This is a genomic window from Enterococcus sp. DIV1368f (genome assembly GCF_051712245.1).
Classification (GTDB): Bacteria; Bacillota; Bacilli; order Lactobacillales; family Enterococcaceae; genus Enterococcus; species Enterococcus faecalis.
Map to the genome: position 1 here is coordinate 2,288,611 of NZ_JBIOON010000001.1, position 24,707 is coordinate 2,313,317.

Below are 24,707 nucleotides of genomic sequence, written 5' to 3' on the forward strand. Positions count from 1 at the left end.
TTTCAGAAAAAGAGCTGAACAAAACATTTTCTCTGTTTTATCCAACTCTTTGACCTCTATTTACAAAGCGAATTTAAATTTTACCAACTAAATCTAAGCTTGGCGCAATTGTTTCTTCTCCTGGTTGCCAATTGGCTGGACAAACTTTATCACCATGCTCTGCTACAAATTGAGAAGCTTCTAATTTACGAACAAGTTCTTCAGCATTACGACCAATACCCATGTCGTTGATTTCATAAGATTTGATGTCCCCTTCTGGACTCACAATAAACGAAGCACGGTAAGCCATTCCAGAAGCTTCATCTAAAACGCCAAAGAAACGAGCAAGTTGACCGTTGGGATCGGCTAACATTGGATATTTAATTTTTCCAATCGTTTCTGTAGCGTCAGCCCATGCTTTATGCACATAATGACTATCTTCTGAAACAGAGTAAACCTCACAATTTAATTCCTGTAAATGCGCATAATGCTCTTGCATATCCCCTAATTCCGTAGGACACACGAAAGAAAAATCAGCTGGATAAAAGAAGAAAATACTCCATTTTCCTAAAATATCTTCTGTTGATACTCGTGTAAATTCACCATCGTGATAGGCATCACATTCAAAGTCAAAAAGTTTTTGATTAATTAAATTCATTATCGTTCCTCCTCTGTTTTTTTACTCTTTAAGGATAACAGTTTATAATTATTCCGTCAATAGAATAATTATAAACAAACGAGGTTTTATTAACGCATAATACTGTCCTATTGAGAATTTTCTGATTATCATTCTCAATTAGAAATAGCGAGATAACTTTTTAAATAACATAAAAAAGAAAGCGAATCATTAAAAGAACTTGCTTTTTAATGATTCGCTTTCTTTTTGTGAAGACATTCTTTAACTATCTAAAATAATCGTTTCTTTCTCTTTGGTAATTAAAATAACTCCATCACCAAGAGGAACTAAAGTAGAAGTTAAATCAGGGTGAGCCATGACTACATCTAAAAATTGGTTTAATTTACGATGAATCGCTCGATTTTTTTTCGGTACTTCCTCAGCAGGGTCTAAAATTGTCCCAGCTTGAAATACATCATCCACCATCAAAACGCCGCCAACTGGTAGCAACCGTAAACATTCAGGTAAAAATTCAATGTATTTTGATTTGGCACTATCCATAAAAATAAAGTCATAAGGTCCTTCCAACGTTGGTAGAATCTCAGCTGCTTGTCCTTCTAAAAGAGTGACCTTTTCTTCTAAGTCTAGGCGTTGATAGGTTTTCTTCGCTTTTTTTATCATTACATCAAAACGATCAATCGTGGTCACGTGACCATCTTCACCAACAAATTGGGCCATCAAGCTTGAAGAAAAACCAATTGCTGCCCCGATTTCTAAAATATTTTTGGGCTTTAGTTGTCCTAGCAAAAATTGTAGAAAAACTACTGTTTCGTGTGGAATAATCGGCACCCCTGCTTCATTGGCTTCTGCCTCCACGGCACCTAATTCTCCGGGAAGTTTCTTTTGTTTTGTACGCATATACTCAACCAATTCTGGTTTAACGACTGGTCGATGCATCATTTCGTTTCTCATCACTTTCGCTCCTTTTCGTCCCTTTATTATACGAAGTCCTTGTTCTTCTGTAAAGGATTGAAATAGGATTCTTATTATTTGTTTGAAAATAACATACACATTCTTAACTTCCTAGCTAAGTGCGGATTACTTCTTGTAAGCACATTTTTTCTTTGTTTCTGCTATTTTTTATTAAGTTTTATTCAGAAAACGTCAAAAAGTAGCCCTCAAGAACATACCTATTGATTTTTTCTCGTTATTTCTTATAAAAATATTTCTACATATGTTAATATTTTCCCTTAAATCACTATTAATTCTTGCTATTTCAAGCCCCAAAACAAGCCTATAACCTTGCCAAAATAAGAAACGTCAAATTTTACTACTTTGTCTGTAAAAATTTGATATCACAAAAGAAAGGAAATCTTGTATACTCTTTACAGATAGTGATTTATAGTGAAGCACATAACCAAATTCCCGGACTTGACTTGGTTCAAGTACATATGCAGGCGAGCTATTTGATAGTTCCCTGATAAAAATCGTTTCGACGATTTTGCACATAGCACTACCTTTCTAAAAGCTAAAAATTATTTTTAGCTAGAAAAAAGACAACCGTTTGAAACGGCTGTCTTTTTTTTTAATAAATTAACCCAAGCAAATCTTCTTTTTCGATATTGCCAAAGTATTTTTTAACGTCAATTTGATCAATGGCTTCTTCTAAAGAAGCTTTATCATATTTCACGCCGGTTAAAATATCTTCAACATCTTTAATTTCACCAAGCCCAAAGAAGTCCCCAAAGATTTTAATTTCTTGAATGACACCATCCGCCACATTCATTTTCATTTCAATTGAGCCAATTGGAAAACGATGGCGACGTTCTAAGTTAAATGCAGGTGATTTACCATAATTCCAATCCCAATTGCGATAGTATTGCTCTGAAATTTTGTTAATAGCCGCCCAGTCTTGATCAGTTAATTCATACGTTTTAACTTGGTCGATCGAATCTACGCCGAAAATTTTCAAAAGAATTTCTTGGCGGAATTCTTCCGTTGTCATCTCTTGTTTATCTTCAGATAAAAATGGTTTAATGTTTGTTACCCGTGAACGAACAGACTTGATACCTTTAGATTCGATTTTATCTTTCCGTACTTTCAATGTATTTACAACTTCATCAATATCACTATCAAACATTAAGGTTCCATGTGCAAACATGCGGCCGTTGGTAGCGTACATCGCATTTCCTGAAAACTTCATATCATTAATCACTAGGTCATTGCGCCCTTTTAATTCGGCACCTTCAACGCCTAAGTCGTGCAATGCTTGAATAATTGGTTGGGTAACTTTCGCAAAATCACGGAAAGAGTTGCCGTCATCTGGCATAATAAAACTAAAATTCAAATTACCATGATCATGATAAACGGCGCCGCCGCCACTTAAGCGACGAACAACATGAATGCCGTGCTCATCTACATATTCTTTGTTAATTTCTTCAATTGTATTTTGGTTACGGCCAATAATGATTGACGGCTCGTTAATGTAAAATAAAAGAATGGGCTCATCTAAAGGCATTTCTGTTAACAAATATGTTTCAATTGCTAAGTTCACTCGTGGGTCATTATTTTCATTCGGTACAAAAATCACAATCGGTTCTCTCCCTTGGTATAGTTACTTTTTTAAATCTCAACTGTTAAATCTGGTTGGGCTAATGTCACTGGAATTTCCGTTCCAGCATAGTTTTGCGCTTCTTCACGTAGTTGTTCCAATGACCCATGTTGTGGTAAATGGGTCAACATCAATTGTTTGACTTGTGCTGCTTTGGCAATCTCACCCGCTTCTCTTGACGTAAAGTGTGCATGATGTCGTTCATTACCTTCAAATAAGTACGTATCCGCTAAGAATAAATCCGCGTCTTTTGCAAAGTCTTCAAAACTTGCTAAGTAACCAGAGTCTCCTGTAAAGACAAAGACTTTGCCGGTCGCTTTTTCAACAATCCGCATCGCGTAACAAGTGACAGGATGAATCGTTTCCATGAAAGTAATTAAAAATGGTCCTACTGCCAACTCTTCTGCTTCAAAATACTCTTTCCCTTCGGAAACGTTAGGAAGCGTTAGTTCTTTGAAATGCATTTGATCTTGTGTATGGCCATATATTGGCAAAATAGGAGTCGGTTCCAGCGTTGGATAAAGCTGACGATAATATTGTAAAACGCCTAAATCTGCGATATGGTCATGGTGATAATGCGACAGAATGACAGCATCTAATTTCAATGGATCTAGATAGTTTTCTAAACGCACTAATGTCGTACTGCCTGCATCAATAAGCAAATGAAAGCCTTCAGATTCTAACAAATAGGAACTCGTTCCTTCTCCTTTGTATGGATAAGCACCTAAACAGCCTAAGACAGTCAATTTCATGTGTGGACAACCTCCTTCAATACGATACTTCCATGTTACCATAAAATAACGGAAAAACGAGGTTAAAACGCTTAAATTTTCACAAAATACCAAAGAAAAAACCTGAACCCTTTGTCGAGATGACGAAGGATTCAAGCTTCTATTTTATTCTTCGGCTAAACCTTTTTCTTCTAAGGCAGTTTGATAAAAACTAGCTAACGCTACATAGTTATAAGGAATCACCCATAATAGACCGATACCAATAGCTAAAAAGCCCACAATATACCAACCAATAAAAGAAAATTGTAAACATAAATATTGCCAAAAACGATTTTTCATTAAGTATAACGCCTGTTTCAACGCCATCATAATTGGCAGTTCTGGATTATCAAAACGTAGCCACACAGCAAATTGAAAAACGCCACTCACAAATAAACCAATTAAAAAGATTAAGATAGAGGCGACGCCAAACGCTAGGAAAAAGGAAAAATCATTTAAGAAAAAGGCTTGGATTTCCTCTGGTGTAACTGTATTAAACATCAATTTGAAATACAAGGTTGTCCCTGCCCCAAATAGAATTGGTAACAAAAATAACAAACCAATTACACGTTCAAGTACTTTTTGAAGTAGGTTGACCACAAATAGCGGACCATAATATTTTCCTTGAAAAACACTCATTAAAATATTGACCCGCACCTTTTCACCACGCAACACCTTCAAGGCTGCGTAATATAGCGCATAACTTAACGCGAATAAAACAAAAATTTGCAGTAATACTGCGGCAAAACTACTTTGAAAAACTTGATTTTCACCAGAAAATAAATTTTGTACAATCGATGTTAAGAAGCTCTGTAAAACCACTCCTAAGAAAGTTAACCAAGCCATGATTCCCCATTGCCCATCAAGGGCTCTGCGAGCATTGGCACGATGTTGCGAATTTGTTACTAAACTTTTCATTCATTCCATCCTTTCTGAAACTAATAACTAGTCAATTTAGCGACTGTTTCTTTATCTAGACGTTTCACCACTTCTGTGACTAATTTGACTGTGTTGAAATAATCATCTTCATGAATAACTGAGGTATGTGAATGCAGATATCTAACAGGCACCGTGATGGCTAATGATGGAATCCCGTTGCGCGTTAAATGCATGCGGCCAGCATCCGTACCTCCCCCTGTAATCACTGTATATTGGAAGGGAATGTTATTTTCTTCCGCCACTTGAATAACAAAATCACGTAATTTTTTATGCGGAATCATCGATGCATCATAAATCAAAATTTGTGGGCCTTCACCTAAAACAGAGTCGGCTTCTTTAGGTGTCATTCCTGGTGTGTCACCAGCTGTTCCTGTGTCTAAAGCAAACGCTATGTCTGGATTCACAAGATGCGTACTTGTTTGTGCACCGCGTAGCCCAACTTCTTCTTGCACATCACTGCCTGCAAATAAAATATTGGGGTGCCCTTCTGTCGCTAAATTTTCTAAAACTTTTAATGAAACGGCCGTACCAATTCGGTTATCCCACGCTTTTGCCAATAAAAATTTTGTATCATTCATGCGACGATAGTCAATATATGGTGTCACCATATCCCCTGGATGAATCCCCCATTCTGCAACTTGTTGATCGCTACTTGCACCAATATCAATAAACATATCTGCAATCTCATAGGGTTTGTTACGAACTTCCGCTGTTAACACATGCGGTGGTTTAGACCCAATGACACCATGGTAAACCTTACCAGTCGTGGTTTTAATCTGAACTTGTTGGGCCAACATCACTTGCCCCCACCAACCGCCAACGGTTTGAAATTTTAAAAAGCCTTTTTCTGTGATTTGGGTAACCATGAAACCGACTTCATCCATATGCCCAGAAATGTAGACTTTTGGTCCTTCTTTATCACCAACATTTTTTGCAATAATACTGCCAAGGCCATCATATAAAAACTTATCCGCATACGGTGCTGCATACTTTTTAAATAACGAACGTACTTCGTCTTCATTCCCAGCAATCCCTTTAGCACTTGTTAAATCAATTAACATTTTTTCTTCTTTTGCATCCATAAAAATAACTCCCCTCAAAAACCAATTTTATCCATTATACCACGAACTAAAAAAATACTTACAAAAAATAAATTGAGCAACGTTCTCCACTAAAAATAAACGAAAAAACAGCCTGCACGCTCGTTATTCAACGGCAGGTACAGGCTATTTTCATTGTTACGAAGCGTTTCTAGTCCGCTTCAGATAATTGGTACTTGATCCATCTTGCCTTCTTAAAATTGAGGTAAGACCAATGGATTTTGTTGTTGCCAATCTGTCTGATAAAAACGATCATCAATTTGATACGCTAACTTTTTAGGCGCAGGTTGTTTCATAAATTCATCTACTTGACGATCAACAGCGAGCCAACCACGCCAACCTAAATGAATCGTGTCCGCCATAAAGTAGCGTTCATTACTACATGTTGAGAAGTCAGCAATGTTAGTAAAGCCTTGCTCTTGAAGTTGATATTTCAGCTTGCGTGCTACTTGTTGCAACATATCTTGTGACAAGCCCGTATAGTCCGACCAACGTTTGTTAACAGGTGGGATTACAAATAAAACATCGACATTTTTTTCTGCTAACTGTTCCAACGCAGCTTGGAAATCACCATATTCTGGAGAAAAACGATAATCCCATTTCTTTTGTGAATGAGCTAATTTCGGTAAAACTGGTTTAATCCGTTGGCGATAAAAACCGTTACTAATTTCAAACTTATTATTATTAATGGCTTTTGCCGCAATTTTTCCAGCTAGCTGATCTAATTCATTAAAATTATACGTAGCAGGTAATTGTTTCATATCTTTTTCAACAATTGGTTCTCTGCTAACCATGCCAATTTGGCTAAACAATTCATCTTCACGATTCAAGAAACGGAGATTCATTATAAAATAATCTCGTTGAGAGCGTTGGGGAAGTTGCCCTGCCTGCAGATTTGCCAAGGTTTCCATTAAGACTTTGTCTTTTTGAACAACTGGAAATTTGATCAAACGTTGTGCTAGATATTGGTCACCGCTGGTTAATTCGGTTAAATTAGCTAACCATTGATAGGTTTGTAATTGTGAATAGTGTGCACCAAAACTATCATTAGGTACACCCTTTTTGACAAACCATTGCGGAGATAAAATAAAGACCGCTTTCTTATTGGCAATCGCATCGCCCATCGAATGAATGACCATTGCTTGGGTTAATGACTGTGTGCCCGCTTCTCCTAGTAAAAACGGTCGATAGTTCCGTTGATACTTTTCAGAGAGCACACTAGGGTGGAAAGCACTAAATCGACTTAATTCAGAAGAGCCAAAAAAAGGAACATATTTACCAGAAGCCACTGCTTTGTTTTTAATCACATTGCCTTTTAAAACGTTCGGTGCCATTGACGTTGATGCTTCCTTCAACGTTTTTTCGGAAGTTAAATTGATTCTGAACGGTGCAAAAAAGAACACTGCAACCAAGACCGCTGAACAAAGCACTGGACCTAAGATTCTGATTAGTCGTTTTTTTCTAGACATTATTGTAAAGCTTCCACTTGTTGAATGATTTGTTTTGGTGTTCCCCATACTTCACGGTCAAAGTCTGATACAGGAACTTGGATTCCTAGTTGTCCTTCAATTTCTACTAATAATTGAACCGTTGCTAAAGAGTCCAATAATCCTTCTTCAAATAATTGAATGTCTTGATTGTTCACAACTTCGTCTGTTCCTGTAATATCTTCTAAAATGTTTAATACTGTTTCTTGAATGTTCATTGTAAATTGCCCCTTTATATTTTTATTTTTGTTTATTTAAACCATAGTTTGTCTAAAAATCCTGAGAAAATCAGGAAGCTGACACAAACCGCTTGGAAAGTTAAAAAGACTGCAAATGCATGTGTAAATTTGTTTGATGGTATCTTGTCTTTATGTTTTTTCTTAAAACGTAGCCAAGCATCTGTTACACAAATTAGTGTTGCATGGTAGAGCCCATAAGCGATGTAGAACCACGTTAATCCATGCCAAATGCCCATAATTAAGAACAACGCAAAGTAACCAATATTAGAAGTCACGATCCGACTTTTAAAGACTTTCTTTTTCATTAAGAAAAACATTAAGCGCATGTAAATGTAATCACGGAACCAAAAAGATAAGGTCATGTGCCAACGATTCCAGAATTCTTTAATATTCCAACTTAGGAACGGTTTGTTAAAGTTCATTGGTGTATCATAGCCCATTAAATAACTTGTGCCAACGGCCAGTAAACTATAGCCTGCGAAATCAAAGAATAGATACAAACTGTAATTATACATATAGCCGACTGTCCACCAAGATAAACCACCTTGTGCCAAGGCCATTTTTTCCACATGTGGTAAAAAGACACCACCAAGATAATGACTGATAATAAACTTATATAAAAACCCTAGAAATAAATAAAAAATTCCTTTTTCTAAAAAGTCTAAATATTTCTCCGCACTCGGCGGGTTTTTCAAATCTTTTTCAAAGCGCCGATAACGATCGATGGGTCCTGAAGAAATAGTCGGGAAAAACAAGAGAAACTGAATGTAACGAAACGGATGATATTCCTTCATTACGCCATCCCGTAAATCCATGACCACTTGGACCGCTTTAAAGGTTAAATAAGAAATCCCTAAAAAGCCAAGTAAGGTTGTTTTGCCTGTCATGAATGGAGAAACTTTCACCCAAACAAGCGGTAATATAGCTAAAAAGACAGCCAGATAAAAGACCCAACCTGCATTTTTATTTTTTCGATAAGCCGCATAGCCCCACGTTAGTAACGTTTGATAAATAACATATACAATCAGAGCGACTCCTTGTTGCCAAAATTCGCCACCAAAACTGATATATAGAAAGACCAGTGTCACGAGTGTTTGGTACCAAGGCCAACGTGTCCCTTTAATGGCTAAAGTTAAAATCATCGGCAACAAGGCCGCAATTAGCAGAACAAAGTAATACGGTGCATTATAGGGAATCATATGAGGAAAATTCATCATGTGGCATTCACCTCATTCATCAACCCTTTCCGATCAATTTTGCCATTACTTGTCAAAGGTAATTGTTCAACATATACAAATTTTTGCGGAATCATATAGTCCATTGTCAACGTGGCTAATTCTTGTTTAATTGCCTTAGTTAATTGAAAATCACTTGAAAATTCATGTGCTTGCGGAACGACATAGGCAATTAATTGTTGGACTTTATTTCCTTGATATTTCGGCACAACGACTGCTTGTTTCACGTAGGAAACATTCGTTAAGTGATGATCTACTTCTTCTAACTCAATGCGGTAGCCATGCAATTTAATTTGAAAATCTAAGCGTCCCTCATACTGCAATAGGTTATCGACTAACTTTCCAGCATCGCCTGTGCGATAAGCTGGTACGCCATCTAATTGGAAAAAAGCTTCAGCTGTTTTCGCAGGATTATTTAGATAGCCTTTGGAAACACTTGGTCCAGCAATGACGATTTCACCAATTTCACCTGCAGGTAATTTTGACATGCCTTCCATAATATAAATTTGCGTATCCTCTTTCACATACCCGATTGGTAAACGTTGGACACTTTTTAAAACTTCTTGAGTGATTTCAATGGCACTAATCGCTACAGTCGCTTCTGTCGGCCCATACGTATTATAAATATGCGCAGTTGGGAAACGAGCGGCTAATTTCTCAGCTGTTGGTTTTGGTAATTCTTCTCCACAGAATAAAAACGTGCGCAGTGCTGGTAGATGTTCACCATCGAAACTTGGTTCCATTAGACACAATTCAATAAAGGACGGTGTTGAAACCCAGACGTCGATTGTTAATTGTGGCAAACGCGTAAATAATTGTTTAAAATCGTTAATGATTTCATTGGGTAACGGAGTTAATGAGCCGCCTAACGCCAATGCGGGATAAATAGACATCACCGATAAATCAAACGAATAAGGTGCCTGTGCTAAAAAGCGGGCCCCTTCTTCTAAACCAAAATCTTGCAACAACCAATTCGTAAAGCTAACTAAATTATCATGGCTGATTTGCACACCCTTTGGTACGCCAGTTGTCCCTGAAGTGAAAATGATATAGTAATTACTTGCTCCTGTGACAGGCATCAACGCAGGCGCATGCCGGGGTGCATGCATCATCATTTCCGTTAATTCTTCCGCCGTAATTACTGGCACTTCAGTGGCTAACTCAGGCCATTCATGCACAGCAATCACTGCGGTTGGTTTGGCTACGTTTAGAATTAGTTCAATGCGTTCTTTTGGTGTATGTGCATCAATGGGGATATAGCTAAAACCAGCTTTCGATGCGCCTAGAAAACTCACAATCATTTCAAAATCTAATTCTCCGTATACGACAATCGCTGACTTGTCCGTTTTCAGCTCAGCTAAATAAGCGGCTAGATTGTCTGACTTTTCTTTTAACTCTCCATACGTAGAGACTTTTTCTTCGGTTAAATAAACAGGACGTTGGGGTTCTTTACGTGCCCATTCATCAATCGTTTGAATCATATTAATTACTTTTTCCATATATAGCCGCCTCCTTAAAACTCGTTATAAATGAAGGTTCCTCCATTGATATTCTTGTAATGATAAAGATAAATTAATGCAATGACAATGAAAGAATAAAATAACGTTTTACCGATGAATTTAAGACTTTCGTTATTGAGAATTTTCTGAAAAGTTGTTTTCATTATCATTCACCTCCTAAGGTTAATCGCTATCCATTATTTTATGCTATATTTCAGCAAAGTCCATTGAAATTTCTTACAATTTAATAAAAAAACTAACAATTTCGTCACTTCTTAAATTTTCATGATTTTCATAAACGGAACTCTCATAATTTTTTCGCATAAAGAAACTGTAAAAACCGCTTCACAACGGCTTTTACAGTTTTTTAAAAATGGATGTGTCGAATCATCCGCGCATAAATGGCAGACGTTAAAATATAAAAAATTAGATAAACAATTATTAAGATTCCACAAGAAAGATATACTAACAAATATCCTGGACTCTTAATAAATTGGCTTAACAAATAAATGGCAAAGGTAGTATGCAAAATCCCAATGACCATCGGCGGAAAGAAAATCAAACTATTCTGTCGATAAATTTGCTTAGTTATCGCTTTACTAGAAACACCCATCCGTTTTAAAGTCACGTAATCTTGACGCTCACTTACAGCTGAAAACAGTTGTCGTAACATCAAAATACTGCCCGTAATAAACAACGCTAAAATTGCCACAAACATGGAGACATATAAAGTCAAGCCGTTAATTTTTCGTTCATAGCGTAAAGAAGCGTAGCGATCATTCATATTTAGCCGCCAAGTTTCGGTGACATCATCTTGTGTATTCTTTGCCTCTTCGTTAGGCATTTGTTTAGCAAAACCACTCAACTGTTGGTTATTTTTTTCATACTTATACAAAATTGGCGCTTGCCATTCTGTGGCAATCTGTTTATTTACGGCTTCATAAAGTTTTTCACGGCTTTTCGTGTCAACATTTACGGCGTTAATCTGATACTGAATGGAATTTTTTGTCACTTTCTGATAAAGGGCATCGGAAATGACAATCGTTGGTAAGGAATATTGCAATAAAAAATTGCCTAGATAGTTAGGCAGCACTTGTTGTAATTGTGCCTTCTCCCCTTCAACAAATTGCAGTTTCGATTCATAACGAGACATACCACTTAAAATATTGGTAAAGCTATCCATGTAGATAACACTTTGGTCATTTTTTAAATGTAAATCGTTTAAATAAGGATTAATTTTTTGATAGTTGCGGTAATTTGAGAAGGATAAAACATTAACTGCTTCAATCGTTTCTTGTTCCTCTTGCGCTTGACCAATTCGCAAACTGCGTTCAATTCCAGTAATTTTATAAGAAAGTGTCACTTCATTTTTTATTTTGGTGTCCTTCGCTTCATCGAGAACTTTCTTCAATTTAGGATAGCTTTCCTGTGAAACTAAAAAGTCCACGGGGCCATCACTGTTGACCGTGTGCATACTAATCGTATACACAAAAACCATCACGCCGATCCCACTCAAGGCCGTCGCAATTAACAAGGTCAAACCAGTGAGTGTTTTGCTACTTTTAAATAAGTAGCGTTTGGCATTGCCTAAAGTAATCATGCGTAAATCTTGGTAATACCATTTTTTTCTATGATTAAATAAGCGAATGATAAAATACATGGTATAACGGAAAAATAAATACGTTCCCACCACACAGAGACCCAAAATGATAAAAGGCGTCAACGTAATAATCATTGGAATCGAGATATCCAATGAATCATTTAATTGTTTATACACAATACCTGTCGCTAAATTACGAAAATCAAACGCGATAAAATAACCGGCCAGTAAACAAATAGGACCTAAAATACCTAGAAACTGCCGCCGTTTCGTTAAACGACTATAATTAATTTGACCAATTTTTTCTTGGTGCATAAGCTGCGACAATGGATAACGATAAATCATCCAAATACTTCTTAAGCAGACAATCAAAATCATAAATGCAAAAGCTACACCGGTTTCAATAACGGAACGCCAAGAAATATAGAAGAAACTGGGCACTTCTAAAAACATAACTTTGGCTAAAATCATTGAAAACAACTTGGTAAAAATCACTCCTAGAATAATCCCATTAATTAGTGAAACAAAGCCTAAAACTAAATTTTCCACTAAAAAAATTAGTGAAACTTGGCTCTTTCTCAAACCAATTAATCGATACAAGCCAATTTCTTGGCTACGTTTGCCAATAAAAAAGCGATTTGCTGCCAACATAAAGCCTAAAATAATAATGGTGACTAAGGTACTACCGAGTCCTAAAGATCGCTTAATTTCGATATCACGGCCTGCACCTGCGACAAGAGGCTGGTTGTAAGCAATCGCACGGAAACAATAATAAACGACCGCTGCAAAAGTCATACTAATGTAATAAACCAGATAGTTAGGTACATGAGCTTTTAAATTTTTTAATGATAGTTTAAAAATCATTTGCGCGCCCGCCTCCACCAATCGTTGCTTGCATATCTATCACACGATTAAAAAATTCCTTACGTGATCCTTGACGAACAACTTCTGAGAAAATCGCACCGTCTTTAATGAATAAGATGCGATTGCAAAAACTAGCCGTGTACGGGTCATGTGTCACCATCAAAATTGTGGCATCATCATGTAGATTAATTTCAGCTAAATATTTCAACAATTCTGTTGCTGATTTTGAATCCAGCGAGCCAGTTGGTTCATCTGCAAAAATAATTTTAGGGTTCGTAATCAAAGCACGAGCAGCTGCTACCCGTTGTTTTTGTCCCACAGATATCTCTGGTGGATAAGCAGATAAAAGCTCCTGAATCCCCAAAATCGAAGTCACATGTAACAAACGTTTATCCATTTCTTCTAATGAAACTTTTTCTACAGCTAAAGGCAACAGAATATTGTCCTTCACATTTAACGTATCAATTAGGTTAAACGATTGAAAAATAAACCCCATTTCGTTTCTCCGAAAATCACTTAATTGATTATCTCGCATTTTTAAAATGTCTTGTCCGGCAATGCGCACGATTCCTGCGGTTGGCAAAATAATCGAGGATAAGACATTCAACAGTGTCGATTTACCAGCACCACTGGGACCCATAATCCCCACAAATTCGCCTTCATCAACGGTAAACGAAATATTATCTAATACTTCTGTTTTATTATTTAAACGACCATATGTCTTGCTGACATGATTTACTTCTACAATTTTTTTCATTTTTCTCGCTCCAACGTTTTGTTATTACTCTTATTTTACCAAGAAAAAATCTGAATGAACATCGTTTTATCTTACAATATCGTTCGGTAGTCAAAGAATAATTGGCATTTCGTGAATAAATCTGCAAACAATTATTATTTAATAATTGTTATTTTTTAGTGTTGCTTTTAGCAATTTGGCAAAAAACTCTTTGCTGTTTTTTAATTTGGACAAAGAATTTTTTTCACGAAAAAAAATTTGCTCAATCCTTTTCTTCATTTGTTTTCATATTTTTTCAAAACAGCACAAGCACAATATATAGTGTTTGTCTAGTGATATTTTACTAAAAATACGCAATATATCGATTGAATTTAGCCGACCTTTGTATTAGGATAGTTACTAACGAGATATAAGGAGCTGGATAAAATGATGAAGATTACTGATGAAAAAGCCGAGGATGTTAATCTCTCAACAATTAAAGTCGTCAAACGAGATGGTCGTTTAGTGACTTTCGATGATCAAAAAATATACGACGCTTTGATCAAAGCTGAACAAAAAATACATGACCAAGTCACTCCTTTGACACATCAAAAAGTCCAATCGATTGTTGCCGATGTCAATCGAGAAATTGCCGAACGTTTTACCAATAACGTAAAAATTTATGAAATTCAAAATATTGTGGAACATACTCTGCTATCCAACAATGAATATGCCTTAGCCGAAGAATACATTCATTACAGAACCCAACGTGATTTTGAGCGTAGTAAAGCGACTGATATTAATGTATCTATCGGCAAATTAATTAATAAAGATCAGACTGTCGTGAACGAAAATGCCAACAAAGACAGTGACGTTTTTAATACGCAACGTGATCTAACCGCTGGGATTGTTGGAAAATCAATTGGTTTAAAGATGTTGCCTTCACATGTGGCTAATGCCCATCAAAAAGGCGACATTCATTACCACGATTTAGATTATCATCCATATACGCCCATGACAAACTGCTGTTTAATTGATTTTAAAGGCATGCTAAACAATGGCTTTAAAATTGGGAACGCTGATGTCGAATCACCAAAATCAATTCAAACGGCCACTGCACAAATTTCTCAAATTATTGCCAATGTAGCTTCCAGTCAATATGGTGGTTGCTCTGCCGATCGGATTGATGAATTATTAGCGCCTTTTGCGGAACGTAATTATGAAAAACATTTAGCAGATGCGCAAGAATGGATTGAAGGAGAAGAACGCCAAAAAGCATTCGCTCGGAAGAAAACGAAAAAAGATATTTTTGATGCCATGCAAAGTCTTGAGTATGAAATTAATACTTTATTTACTTCCAATGGACAAACCCCTTTTACTTCTCTGGGATTTGGTTTAGGTACCAACTGGTTTGAGCGAGAAATTCAACGGGCGATTTTACAAATCCGAATTAATGGTTTAGGGATTGAAAAACGAACAGCTATTTTCCCAAAACTGATTTTCACAATTAAACGAGGCGTCAATGCGCAACCTACTGATCCAAACTACGATATTAAACAACTGGCACTGGAATGCGCAACAAAACGCATGTATCCTGATGTTTTAAACTATGATAAAATCGTTGAACTAACAGGTAGTTTTAAGGTACCAATGGGCTGTCGTTCCTTTTTACAAGGCTGGAAAGACGAACAAGGTGAAGAAGTAAATGTTGGCCGAATGAATTTAGGCGTTGTGACCTTGAACTTACCAAGAATCGCTTTAGAAGCGCAAGGAAGTCAAGAAAAGTTCTGGCAAATTTTAAATGAACGTTTGGCGATCGTTAAAGATGCTTTGGTTTATCGGGTTGAACGTGTTAAAGAAGCTAAACCAGCGAATGCACCGATTTTATACATGTATGGTGCATTTGGAAAACGTTTAGCTACACAGGATGCCGTAGATGAACTGTTTAAAAACAAACGTGCCACGGTTTCACTTGGCTATATTGGCTTGTATGAAGTGGCTTCTGCCTTTTACGGCGGTGCTTGGGAGGACAATCAAGAGGCCAAAAACTTTACACTGGATATTTTAAAAGAACTGAAAAAAAATGCCGACAACTGGGGCAACGAATACGGCTATCATTTTAGTGTCTACTCTACACCGAGCGAAAGCTTGACTGACCGTTTTTGCCGTTTAGATACTGAAAAATTTGGCATTGTCGAAAATATTACAGATAAAGAATATTACACAAATAGTTTCCATTATGATGTACGCAAAAATCCAACGCCTTTTGAAAAACTTGATTTTGAAAAGGATTATCCAAAATACTGTTCTGGTGGTTTTATCCACTACTGTGAATACCCCATGTTACAGCAAAATCCCAAAGCACTTGAAGCTGTCTGGGATTACGCTTATGACAAAGTTGGCTATTTAGGAACCAATACGCCAATTGATCATTGTTATGCCTGTGGTTTTGAAGGGGACTTCCATCCAACTGAACGTGGCTTTGAATGTCCAGAATGTGGCAATCATGATCCTAAGACTTGTGATGTCGTTAAACGGACTTGTGGTTATTTAGGTAACCCGCAAGCTCGCCCAATGGTACACGGTCGTCACAAAGAAATTTCCTCTCGTGTGAAACATTTAAAAAATTAAACTCGATTATTCTATAGAAAGAAGTTTTGCTGATGCGTAATCCGAAACCACAAGAATGGAAAACCGAAGACTACAGCCAAAAAAAGATTGCCGATTACAAAGCGTTCAACTTTGTTGATGGCGAAGGTGTACGCAATAGTTTATATGTGAGCGGCTGTCTCTTTGCTTGTGAAGGTTGTTTTAACAAAGCTGTCCAAAATTTCAATTACGGAACGCCGTTTACAGAATCTTTAATGAATCAAATTATTGAAGATTTGTCCCATGACTATGTCCAAGGTTTGACTCTTTTGGGTGGTGAACCTTTTCTGAATACAGATGTTTGTCTTAGTGTAGTCAAACGTGTGCGGGAAACATTTGGCTCAACCAAAGATATCTGGTCTTGGTCAGGGTATACCTTTGAAGAACTACTTTTAGAAACGCCTGATAAGCTTGAACTACTCCATTCAATTGACATTTTAGTTGATGGGCGCTTTGAACTGGCAAAACGTAATTTAAATTTACAATTTCGTGGCAGCAGTAATCAACGGATTATTGATGTACCCAAATCACTTGCTGCTGGCAAAGCTGTTATTTGGGAAAAATGTCATGACGCCGAAACGTCGTATGAACAAATCAAAAAATCAATTTAAAAAAGTTAGCCCTTTAGCCATCTCTTGAGGATGTGTCTAAAGGGCTAACTTTTTTCCCATAAAGGTAAAACAATGTTTTCATACGCTAGTGGATCTAAATTCGTTAAGGTAATGCCTAATAAACGGATTCCTTGTTCTAAACCTAAAACATCTTCCCAAATTAAATTTGCTTGATAGAAAAGTTCTTCTTTTTTAGAAATATATTCAGGTAATGTCACACGTTTCGTAATCGTCGTATAGTCAGTATAACGAACTTTTAGGACTACTGTTTTGCCATGCTTTTGCACTCGTTGCAATGCACGCTCTACTCCTGCTGCTAATTGTCTCAATTGAGCCGTAACCTGCTCTTCCGTCGTTAAAGGGGTGCCGTAAGTATGTTCTTTCCCTACCGACTTACGATCTCTAGTCACTTGAACTGGCGCATCATGGATACCGCGGACTTTACGATACAATGAATAACCCATTTTACCGAATAACCGAATCAACGTCATCTCATCTTGCTTGTATAAATCTGCTCCAGTAAAAATCCCTAGTTCATGCATTTTAGGCACTGTTTTTTTGCCGATTCCGTGGAAATCTTCAATCGGTAATGCTTTCAAAAAATCTTCGGCCTCTTCTGGTAAGACAACCGTCAGGCCCTTTGGTTTCTGGAAATCTGATGCTAACTTGGCTAAAAACTTATTGTAACTAACACCTGCCGAGCAAGTTAACTGCAATTCATGCCAAATATCATATTGAATCATTTTCGCAATTTTAATAGCCGACTTACTGTTGACCTTATTTTCAGTTACATCTAAATACGCTTCGTCAATAGATACTGGTTCAATCACATCTGTATAGCGGCGAAAAATTTCACGGATTTCTTGAGAAATTTCACTATATTTCTGATAATTACCTGGCTTAAAAATGGCACTTGGACATAGTTCATACGCCTTTTGAGCACTCATAGCCGAGTGAATACCGTACTGTCGAGCAATATAATTCGCTGTGGTCACCACTCCTTTGCCCCCAGTATCACTTGGATGGCGCGCAATAACTAACGGATGTCCTACTAACTCTGGATGATCTCGTTCTTCAACTGAAGCAAAAAACGCGTCCATATCTATATGTATAATTTTTCTCGACGTATCTTTTTTTAAGGGAAAACGTAATTCGCTCATCATTTTGATTCGCCTCCTCCTTCTATTATATACGAACGTCCGTTCTTTTTCAAATTGAAACTTCTTTATTTCAACCAGAAAAAACTGAAAATCCGTGAAGTTATAAACACAGATTTCCAGCTTTTTAATTAAACAACCAATTGTTTTTGTTGATTATAGTAGCCTTTATAGGCAAGATAAGTTGCAATCACTGAACCAATACTTGTTGCTGATAGCAACATAAAAGTCACCATAATCTGATATTTTATCGCATGGACCGGATCAACGCCCGCAAAAATCAAGCCTGACATCATCCCAGGCAAACTAACAATTCCGACAGTTTTGGCAGAATCAATCGTCGGTGCCATTCCGGTTTTCACACTTTGTTGGATAATTGGTAAAGAGGCGAGTTTGATAGTTGCACCTAATGCTAGTTTCTCCATTACCGCTTGCCGTTGGTTTTGAAAAAGAGTATCTAAATTGCGATAGCATAAACCAATTGCCACCATCGAATTACTGGCAATCATCCCACTGATAGGAATGATTTGAGAAGGAATAAATTTAATAGAACCAGAAAAAATCAAAATACCAATGGTAATTCCTGTACTACAACCAATTGCAATGAAAGAAATCAAAAAGCCCTTTTGTAATTGCTGGCTGCGTTTTTTTGCATTAAAGGCTGCGTTGGAAACAATCACCAAAACCATGATGAGCGTTAAAATCAGGTTATTGACTTGAAAAACATATTTTAATAAATAGCCGACTGCGACTAATTGAATGACTGCTCGAATCACACTAATAATAATATCTTTGGTAAAACCTAATTTTTCTTTAGTACTAATAATTAATGCGACCACCACTAGCATGGCTGAAAAAAATAAGGACAAATTATTAACTGCTAAATCCATCTGTCGGCGCCACCTTTCCTGCTACAATACGAATCACTTGCTGTGCTTGCTGAATTTCTTCGGTATCATGCGTGACACGAATCAGCGTGACTCCCTGCTCTTTGTTTAATTGGTTTAACAATTGATTGACAATTTGTTTGCTTTCTTCATCTAATCCCGTTGTAACTTCGTCTAATAATAAAATATCTGGTACAAAAATAATGTTCCGGAGCAAAGCAACCCGTTGTCGCTCACCACCAGAGAGTTCGGCTGTTTTCTTTTCAAGATAAGCAGCAGGCAATTTCACTTGTTGGAGCAATGCCACGACTTTTTCCTGATTAAACGCTTCTTGTCTGACGGTAAATGGAAATAACAAATTATCATACACGGTTTCACCAAATAAAGTTGGCTGCTGAAAACAATAAGAAACCTTTTGGCGGTATGTTTCGATTGGCATTGTAGTAATTGGCGCTTCTTGATAAAAAATTTCGCCTTCTGTAGGACTTAATAATGAAGATAAAATTTTTAAAAATGTACTTTTCCCGCTACCTGAAGGACCAACAATTGTTGTATTGCTGCCTGTTTCAAATGACAAATCAATATCAGAAAGAATGCTACGACCATTTACTTGATAAGACACGCCTTCTGCTCGCAATAAATTACTCATGTTTCTCTCCTTTTTAAATGGAATGATATTCTTTATATACTTCTTGTTTTTTTACATTTCTCAATTTGGCCACTTCTTTGATTGCCTCTTTTGAACTCCGTCCCTCTTCCTCCATTAAAACTTGTACATGTTCCTTGAGGGAAATAGCTGGCATTGCTGCTATTGTCTCTTTCTCACCAGTAAATCCGCTAACTAATAAACAACACTCGCCTTTTAGCGTATTTTCTGCTAAATATTCTGTTAGTTCTCCTAAGGTACCACGCAAATACTCTTCATGAAGTTTCGTTAATTCTCGACAAATCACAGCGGGGCGTTCTTGACCATAGACTTCAGCAAACGTTGCTACCGTTTTAGCAATCCGATAGGGGGACTCATAAAAAATCTGTGTCGGCCGCTCTTCTTTTAATGCTGATAACACGTCTTTCTGTTCTTTTTTCTTTCTTGGTAAAAAACCATAAAACGTAAATGGCTGTGGTAAAAGGCCCGAGGCAATCAAGGCGGTCATTCCTGCCGTAGGTCCTGGCAAGGCAATCACTGCCAGTTCTTCTTCGAGACATGCTGTAACCAATTCATGGCCAGGATCACTAATTGAAGGCATACCTGCATCGCTAACTTGGGCAATCGTTTCACCACTCAGCAATCGTGTAATCAGTTGAGGAATTCGCTCTTTGTAATTATGTTCGTGTAAACTAATTTGTGGTGTTGTAATCTCAAAATGATTTAGCAATTTTTGTGTGTTTCTTGTGTCCTCACTAGCAATCACCGTTGCTTCTTTCAATATGTTTAAACAACGAATACTCATATCTTCTAAATTGCCGATCGGTGTTGGGACAAGATACAATTTTCCTTTTGTTGTTTGCTTATCAAAACTTTTCTGTTTTTGCATAGCGCATCCCTCATTTTCCTTTTTCGTTCTATAAATAGATAAAGGTTTGATTTGACAATCGATTGACTGTCAAACCAAACCTTTCCTTTTTATTTGCAGTGTCCACTAGACTTAACGCGTACGTTCCCCATAAATAACATCAAGACAAAAGGCACATTCTTCATCATTTTCACGTCTTGAACCATATAAAATATTGCAGACATGGAAGCCCTCTTCATAAAGTTTTTCCAAATTCATACGTGATTTTGATAGCTCTTGTTTTTCAGTTTCAGTTGTATTTCCTGCTAACTTATTCAGTTCTTGGAGATGCTCGCGTAAGCGTTGGTTTTCGATTTCCAACGTGGTATTTTTTTCTACCAACTCATGGAGTGCTGCTTTAATTTCTCTTAATTGTGTCACGGAACTGTCTAAATCAGTTTCCAACGAATTTAATCCATCATAGAGCGAACGTTTATCCATTTTGATCACCTTTTTCAGCAGCAACTTTCGCAGTAGCTTCTTTGATTTCTTCGTAATCATAATCCGCTGCGATTTCACGACCATGCAGACGAACTTTGACAATCCGACTTAATAGATTTAACCCGACGACTTTGCCTTTGCCATCTGGTGTTATTACTTCTTTTCCATAATCTGGTAATTCTTTTTTAGCGGCTTCATATTCGTCGTTTTCGTATTTCAAACAACACATTAAGCGGCCACATAATCCCGAAATTTTGACAGGATTTAAAGATAACCCTTGATCTTTAGCCATTTTGATTGAAACTGGCATAAAATCTCCTAGAAATGTTGAGCAACATAGTTGTCTGCCACAAGGGCCAATGCCACCTAATATTTTCGCTTCATCTCGGACACCAATTTGACGTAACTCAATTCGCGTCCGGAAAATAGCCGCTAAGTCTTTGACTAATTCACGAAAATCAATTCGCCCATCTGCCGTAAAGTAAAAAATCATTTTGCTACGATCGAAGGTATATTCTACTCGCACTAATTTCATTTTTAAGTCATGAGCTCGAATTTTTTCATTGGCAATGCTTTTGGCAGCTTCTGCATCAGCCAAATTTTTTTGTTCTTTTTCTAAATCATTGGCTGTTGCTTTATTTAAAATGGGTTTTAGGTCCTCTGGTAAATCGTCTGAATCGACTGTTTTTTTAGGAATAGCAACAGTAGCTAATTGTTTTGACTGTTGAGATTCAACGAGTACTTTCTCATTATAAATATACTCAGATTTTCCAGGAGCAAAATAATAGATATGACCGGCTTCACGGAAGCGAACTCCTACTACTTCTACCATTTTATTCCTCCTAATCTAGTTCAAGTGAACGTCGCTTCAATCGGTTAAGGAACTTGCTGAAACAACTAAGTTCCTACTATATTATGAAACTGAATGCCACTTGGCACTTTTTTCCTTTATGATTTAGGGTGAATCATTTGGATAACTAATTGTTCACAAACATTTTGCCAACTAACATTGGCAGTCCATTTTTGGCGTGCTTTCAAAATTAGCGCCAACCGTTCCGCCTGCTCTTCCGTTACTTTTTTGGCTTGCTGTGTCGCAACACTTTCTTCCAATAATTGACGGTAATAAACCATGAGCAAGTCAAAGCTAAGCGCTTGTTGTTCTTTTTCCTTAAATACTTTGACCATTTTCTTCTGAACGTAGATAAATGCCTGTAAATCATTACTTTTCAGATAATTAAACCATTGCAAAATGATTTCCCTAGCTTCATTAAACCATTCATCTTGAGAGATTTCAACTGCTTTCTCAAAACTATTTGTCAGCTCAGCTAAAAGGATTGCAGTCTTTTCACCAATCCCCTGTTTGATTAAGCGATCAATTAATGTTTTTTTGACTAATGGTTGAAAATGTAAGGTTTGGCATCGTGATTGAATCGTTGGTAAAATTCGAGAAAGCGAAGTGGTTTCTAAAATAGCTAAAATTTGTCCTTCTGGTTCTTCTAAAAATTTTAAGAGACTATTGGCTGCGCCGGTACTCATTTTATCTGCTTCTTGAATTAAGAAAACTTTTTTAGCAGTCTCGACCCCACTTTTAGAAAACTCCGCTTTTAATTCACGGATTTGGTTCACTTTGATGGTTTGCCCATCTGGCGCAATTCTTAAAACATCTGGATGTTCATTTTCGTTAATCCGCACACAATTATGGCATTCGTTACAAGGCTGTTGATTTACTAAATTCGTACAAAAGACATGTTTCGCCATCCATAAGCCAAATTCTTGTTTTCCAGTTCCTGTATCTCCTTCAAAAAGATAAGCATGGGCAAGACGACCATGCTCAAAACTTTTTTGGAGTTGCTTGTACAGCAAAGGTTGCATTTGCTGTAGCTGTTGTGCTTCATTCATCTTAATATTGATGGAATCCTTCAACTGGTAAGACGAAGCAAGTAGCGCCGCCTACTTCAACTTCCACAGGATAAGGAATTTGGCCATCCATTGTGATATCTAAAGTCACAGGTGTTGAAACATATTGTTTTCTTGATTGACATGTTTCTTTAATTAAAGCTAATGTTTCGTCGACACGTTCATCATCAATCCCAATAATAAATGTGCTGTTTCCCGCTTTTAAGAATCCACCTGTTGAGGATAATTTTGTAGCACGAATATTGGCATCAATAAATTCGTTGGCTAATCGGTTACTATCTTTGTCTTGTACAATGGCTAAAATAATCTTCATGGTCTACACCTTCCTATAATTAAAAGTTTTCTGGATAACGTTCAATAATCGCCTGATACGTTGCTTCTACGACAAGTTCTAAACTCATCCGTGCATCAATCTTTTTGATACGTTGTGGATTTTCTTCTGCTAATTTCAAATATTCATGACGAACACGTTGATGAAATTCTAATCCTTCTGAATCTAAGCGATCAATTTGCTGTGTTCGATTTTCTTGAATCCGCCGTAAGCCAGTATCTGAGTCAACGTCTAAATAAATTGTAAAATCTGGTGAGACACCTTCTGTCGCAAACGCATTAATTGAAGCAATGGGGGCAATCCCAATTCTACGCCCAGCGCCTTGGTAGGCTAATGAGCTGTCAACAAAACGATCACATAGGACTAAATGACCCGCTTCCAAAGCTGGCAAGATTTTTTCCACTAAATGTTGACGACGAGCAGCTGCGTAAAGTAAAGCTTCTGTTCGCTCATCCATTCTGTCATTTCTTGGATCTAAAATAACTGTTCGAATCTTTTCGGCAATCGGTATGCCGCCTGGTTCTCTTGTAGTGACAATTTTTCGTTTTGACTCTTTAGCTAATCTTTCAGCAACTTCCTTCAAAACACTGGTTTTGCCAGCGCCATCTGGACCTTCAAATGTGATAAAAATACCCTGCACGTGCGAAAACTCCAATCAATTTTTACTTGTATCTATTATACTTCATCTTGCTCTATCAGTCTAATTGAAATCCTTACGTCCTATTTAAAGTGATGCATCCGCTGAAAAAAAGAAACTGAAAAAGAAGTACTGAAAAGCTTGAACTGCGACATTTTCTCACAGAAACGACCTACTTCGATTTCAACCTCTTTTTCCAATGATGTTCCTTTTAAATTTCTCGACGTCCTTCGACTGCTTTTAGCAAGGTTATTTCGTCTGCATATTCAATATCGCTGCCGACAGACAAGCCGTGTGCCAAACGAGTAACGGTGATTCCAGCTGGTTTAATGAGCCGTGATAAATACATCGCCGTCGCTTCTCCTTCAGTGGTAGCGTTGGTTGCAATAATGACCTCTTTCACTTCATCATCGTGCAATCGTTTGATCAAAGAGGCAATATTAATATCTTCTGGTCCTGTTCCTTCCATCGGTGAAAGCACCCCGTGGAGTACGTGATACAAACCTTGATATTCACGCATTTTTTCCATTGCCATAACGTCTTTTGGTTCTTCCACTACTAAAATAATACTACGGTCACGATTTTTATCTTGGCAAATTTCACAAGGATCTTCTTCAGTAATATTTCCGCAAATACTACAGAAATGGAGATCTCTCTTGACACTAATTAGCGCTTTTGCAAAAGCATTAGCATCTTCTTCTTTCATATCAATTGTATAAAAAGCAAGCCGTGTCGCTGTTTTTTGACCAATTCCTGGTAATTTCATATAACTTTCAATCAATTTTGCAATCGGTTCTGGATAATTCATGAGGCTTCTACAGTCCTTTCTTAGCAAGGCGTTTCTGTTATTACTGAGCGAGTTATAACAGA

Annotated in this window: 25 protein-coding genes; 2 read left to right on the top strand and 23 right to left on the bottom strand. The window is 37.1% G+C overall.

Going from position 1 to position 24,707, the window contains the following annotated elements:
• Positions 1-73: 73 nt before the first annotated feature.
• The 13 genes from ahpC to IGL07_RS11225 form a co-directional block, all read right to left on the bottom strand.
• Entirely contained in the window at positions 74-637 is a 564-nt protein-coding gene (gene ahpC / locus IGL07_RS11165; RefSeq protein WP_002367212.1) for an alkyl hydroperoxide reductase subunit C, read from the bottom strand.
• Between the two features lie 240 nt (positions 638-877).
• Entirely contained in the window at positions 878-1,567 is a 690-nt protein-coding gene (locus IGL07_RS11170; RefSeq protein ID WP_002381418.1) for an O-methyltransferase, read from the bottom strand.
• Between the two features lie 613 nt (positions 1,568-2,180).
• Positions 2,181-3,185: a lipoate--protein ligase gene (locus tag IGL07_RS11175; protein WP_010817611.1), complete on the bottom strand. Its 1,005-nt coding sequence runs from the start codon at positions 3,183-3,185 to the stop codon at positions 2,181-2,183.
• 32 nt (positions 3,186-3,217) lie between these two features.
• On the bottom strand, positions 3,218-3,958 hold the full coding sequence (locus IGL07_RS11180; RefSeq protein ID WP_002356393.1) for an MBL fold metallo-hydrolase: 741 nt from the start codon (positions 3,956-3,958) through the stop codon (positions 3,218-3,220).
• A gap of 144 nt (positions 3,959-4,102) precedes the next feature.
• On the bottom strand, positions 4,103-4,894 hold the full coding sequence (locus tag IGL07_RS11185) for a DUF975 family protein (RefSeq protein WP_002356392.1): 792 nt from the start codon (positions 4,892-4,894) through the stop codon (positions 4,103-4,105).
• A gap of 20 nt (positions 4,895-4,914) precedes the next feature.
• Complete coding sequence (locus tag IGL07_RS11190) at positions 4,915-5,997, bottom strand: M42 family metallopeptidase (RefSeq protein ID WP_002367214.1); 1,083 nt, start codon at positions 5,995-5,997, stop codon at positions 4,915-4,917.
• A gap of 212 nt (positions 5,998-6,209) precedes the next feature.
• On the bottom strand, positions 6,210-7,484 hold the full coding sequence (gene dltD, locus IGL07_RS11195) for a D-alanyl-lipoteichoic acid biosynthesis protein DltD (protein ID WP_010817612.1): 1,275 nt from the start codon (positions 7,482-7,484) through the stop codon (positions 6,210-6,212).
• Positions 7,484-7,720: a D-alanine--poly(phosphoribitol) ligase subunit DltC gene (gene dltC, locus IGL07_RS11200; RefSeq protein ID WP_002356389.1), complete on the bottom strand. Its 237-nt coding sequence runs from the start codon at positions 7,718-7,720 to the stop codon at positions 7,484-7,486. The genes dltD and dltC overlap by 1 nt, the downstream gene beginning before the upstream one ends.
• A 32-nt stretch (positions 7,721-7,752) precedes the next feature.
• Positions 7,753-8,958 carry a D-alanyl-lipoteichoic acid biosynthesis protein DltB gene (gene dltB / locus IGL07_RS11205; RefSeq protein WP_002382500.1) on the bottom strand — a complete coding sequence of 402 codons (1,206 nt, stop codon included), beginning with the start codon at positions 8,956-8,958 and terminating at the stop codon, positions 7,753-7,755.
• The gene (gene dltA / locus IGL07_RS11210; RefSeq protein WP_002356385.1) at positions 8,955-10,475 is read right to left on the bottom strand and encodes a D-alanine--poly(phosphoribitol) ligase subunit DltA; all 1,521 of its coding nucleotides are present in this window, start codon (positions 10,473-10,475) and stop codon (positions 8,955-8,957) included. The genes dltB and dltA overlap by 4 nt, the downstream gene beginning before the upstream one ends.
• A gap of 14 nt (positions 10,476-10,489) precedes the next feature.
• The gene (locus IGL07_RS11215; RefSeq protein WP_002356384.1) at positions 10,490-10,639 is read right to left on the bottom strand and encodes a teichoic acid D-Ala incorporation-associated protein DltX; all 150 of its coding nucleotides are present in this window, start codon (positions 10,637-10,639) and stop codon (positions 10,490-10,492) included.
• Positions 10,640-10,842: 203 nt separating this feature from the next.
• Positions 10,843-12,939 (bottom strand): ABC transporter permease, encoded by a 2,097-nt coding sequence (locus IGL07_RS11220; RefSeq protein WP_010817613.1) that lies wholly within the window; start codon positions 12,937-12,939, stop codon positions 10,843-10,845.
• Positions 12,929-13,696: an ABC transporter ATP-binding protein gene (locus IGL07_RS11225; protein ID WP_002356382.1), complete on the bottom strand. Its 768-nt coding sequence runs from the start codon at positions 13,694-13,696 to the stop codon at positions 12,929-12,931. The genes IGL07_RS11220 and IGL07_RS11225 overlap by 11 nt, the downstream gene beginning before the upstream one ends.
• Positions 13,697-14,101: 405 nt before the next feature.
• Between IGL07_RS11225 and nrdD the strand changes: the two genes are divergently transcribed.
• Both nrdD and nrdG read left to right on the top strand, forming a co-directional pair.
• Positions 14,102-16,285, top strand: a complete 2,184-nt coding sequence (nrdD, locus tag IGL07_RS11230) for an anaerobic ribonucleoside-triphosphate reductase (protein WP_002385686.1) — start codon at positions 14,102-14,104, stop codon at positions 16,283-16,285.
• Between the two features lie 32 nt (positions 16,286-16,317).
• Positions 16,318-16,914 (top strand): anaerobic ribonucleoside-triphosphate reductase activating protein, encoded by a 597-nt coding sequence (gene nrdG, locus IGL07_RS11235; RefSeq protein WP_010817614.1) that lies wholly within the window; start codon positions 16,318-16,320, stop codon positions 16,912-16,914.
• Between the two features lie 44 nt (positions 16,915-16,958).
• Here nrdG and dinB read toward each other — a convergent pair whose 3' ends face one another.
• From dinB to recR, 10 genes are all read right to left on the bottom strand, one after another.
• The gene (gene dinB, locus IGL07_RS11240) at positions 16,959-18,074 is read right to left on the bottom strand and encodes a DNA polymerase IV (RefSeq protein ID WP_287045479.1); all 1,116 of its coding nucleotides are present in this window, start codon (positions 18,072-18,074) and stop codon (positions 16,959-16,961) included.
• Positions 18,075-18,202: 128 nt separating this feature from the next.
• Positions 18,203-18,961, bottom strand: a complete 759-nt coding sequence (locus tag IGL07_RS11245; protein WP_002356377.1) for an ABC transporter permease — start codon at positions 18,959-18,961, stop codon at positions 18,203-18,205.
• Entirely contained in the window at positions 18,945-19,607 is a 663-nt protein-coding gene (locus tag IGL07_RS11250) for an ABC transporter ATP-binding protein (protein WP_010817615.1), read from the bottom strand. Before IGL07_RS11250 ends, IGL07_RS11245 begins: the two co-directional genes overlap by 17 nt.
• Before the next feature lie 13 nt (positions 19,608-19,620).
• Entirely contained in the window at positions 19,621-20,493 is an 873-nt protein-coding gene (rsmI, locus tag IGL07_RS11255; protein WP_002356373.1) for a 16S rRNA (cytidine(1402)-2'-O)-methyltransferase, read from the bottom strand.
• 111 nt (positions 20,494-20,604) lie between these two features.
• Positions 20,605-20,952: a DNA replication initiation control protein YabA gene (locus IGL07_RS11260; protein WP_002356372.1), complete on the bottom strand. Its 348-nt coding sequence runs from the start codon at positions 20,950-20,952 to the stop codon at positions 20,605-20,607.
• Entirely contained in the window at positions 20,945-21,784 is an 840-nt protein-coding gene (locus tag IGL07_RS11265; protein WP_002356371.1) for a PSP1 domain-containing protein, read from the bottom strand. The genes IGL07_RS11260 and IGL07_RS11265 overlap by 8 nt, the downstream gene beginning before the upstream one ends.
• 116 nt (positions 21,785-21,900) lie before the next feature.
• Positions 21,901-22,851 carry a DNA polymerase III subunit delta' gene (gene holB, locus IGL07_RS11270; RefSeq protein WP_002404418.1) on the bottom strand — a complete coding sequence of 317 codons (951 nt, stop codon included), beginning with the start codon at positions 22,849-22,851 and terminating at the stop codon, positions 21,901-21,903.
• A gap of 1 nt (position 22,852) precedes the next feature.
• The gene (locus IGL07_RS11275; RefSeq protein ID WP_002356367.1) at positions 22,853-23,182 is read right to left on the bottom strand and encodes a cyclic-di-AMP receptor; all 330 of its coding nucleotides are present in this window, start codon (positions 23,180-23,182) and stop codon (positions 22,853-22,855) included.
• Between the two features lie 19 nt (positions 23,183-23,201).
• On the bottom strand, positions 23,202-23,840 hold the full coding sequence (gene tmk, locus IGL07_RS11280) for a dTMP kinase (RefSeq protein ID WP_010817616.1): 639 nt from the start codon (positions 23,838-23,840) through the stop codon (positions 23,202-23,204).
• A gap of 208 nt (positions 23,841-24,048) precedes the next feature.
• Complete coding sequence (gene recR, locus IGL07_RS11285) at positions 24,049-24,645, bottom strand: recombination mediator RecR (RefSeq protein ID WP_002356363.1); 597 nt, start codon at positions 24,643-24,645, stop codon at positions 24,049-24,051.
• Positions 24,646-24,707: the final 62 nt, after the last annotated feature.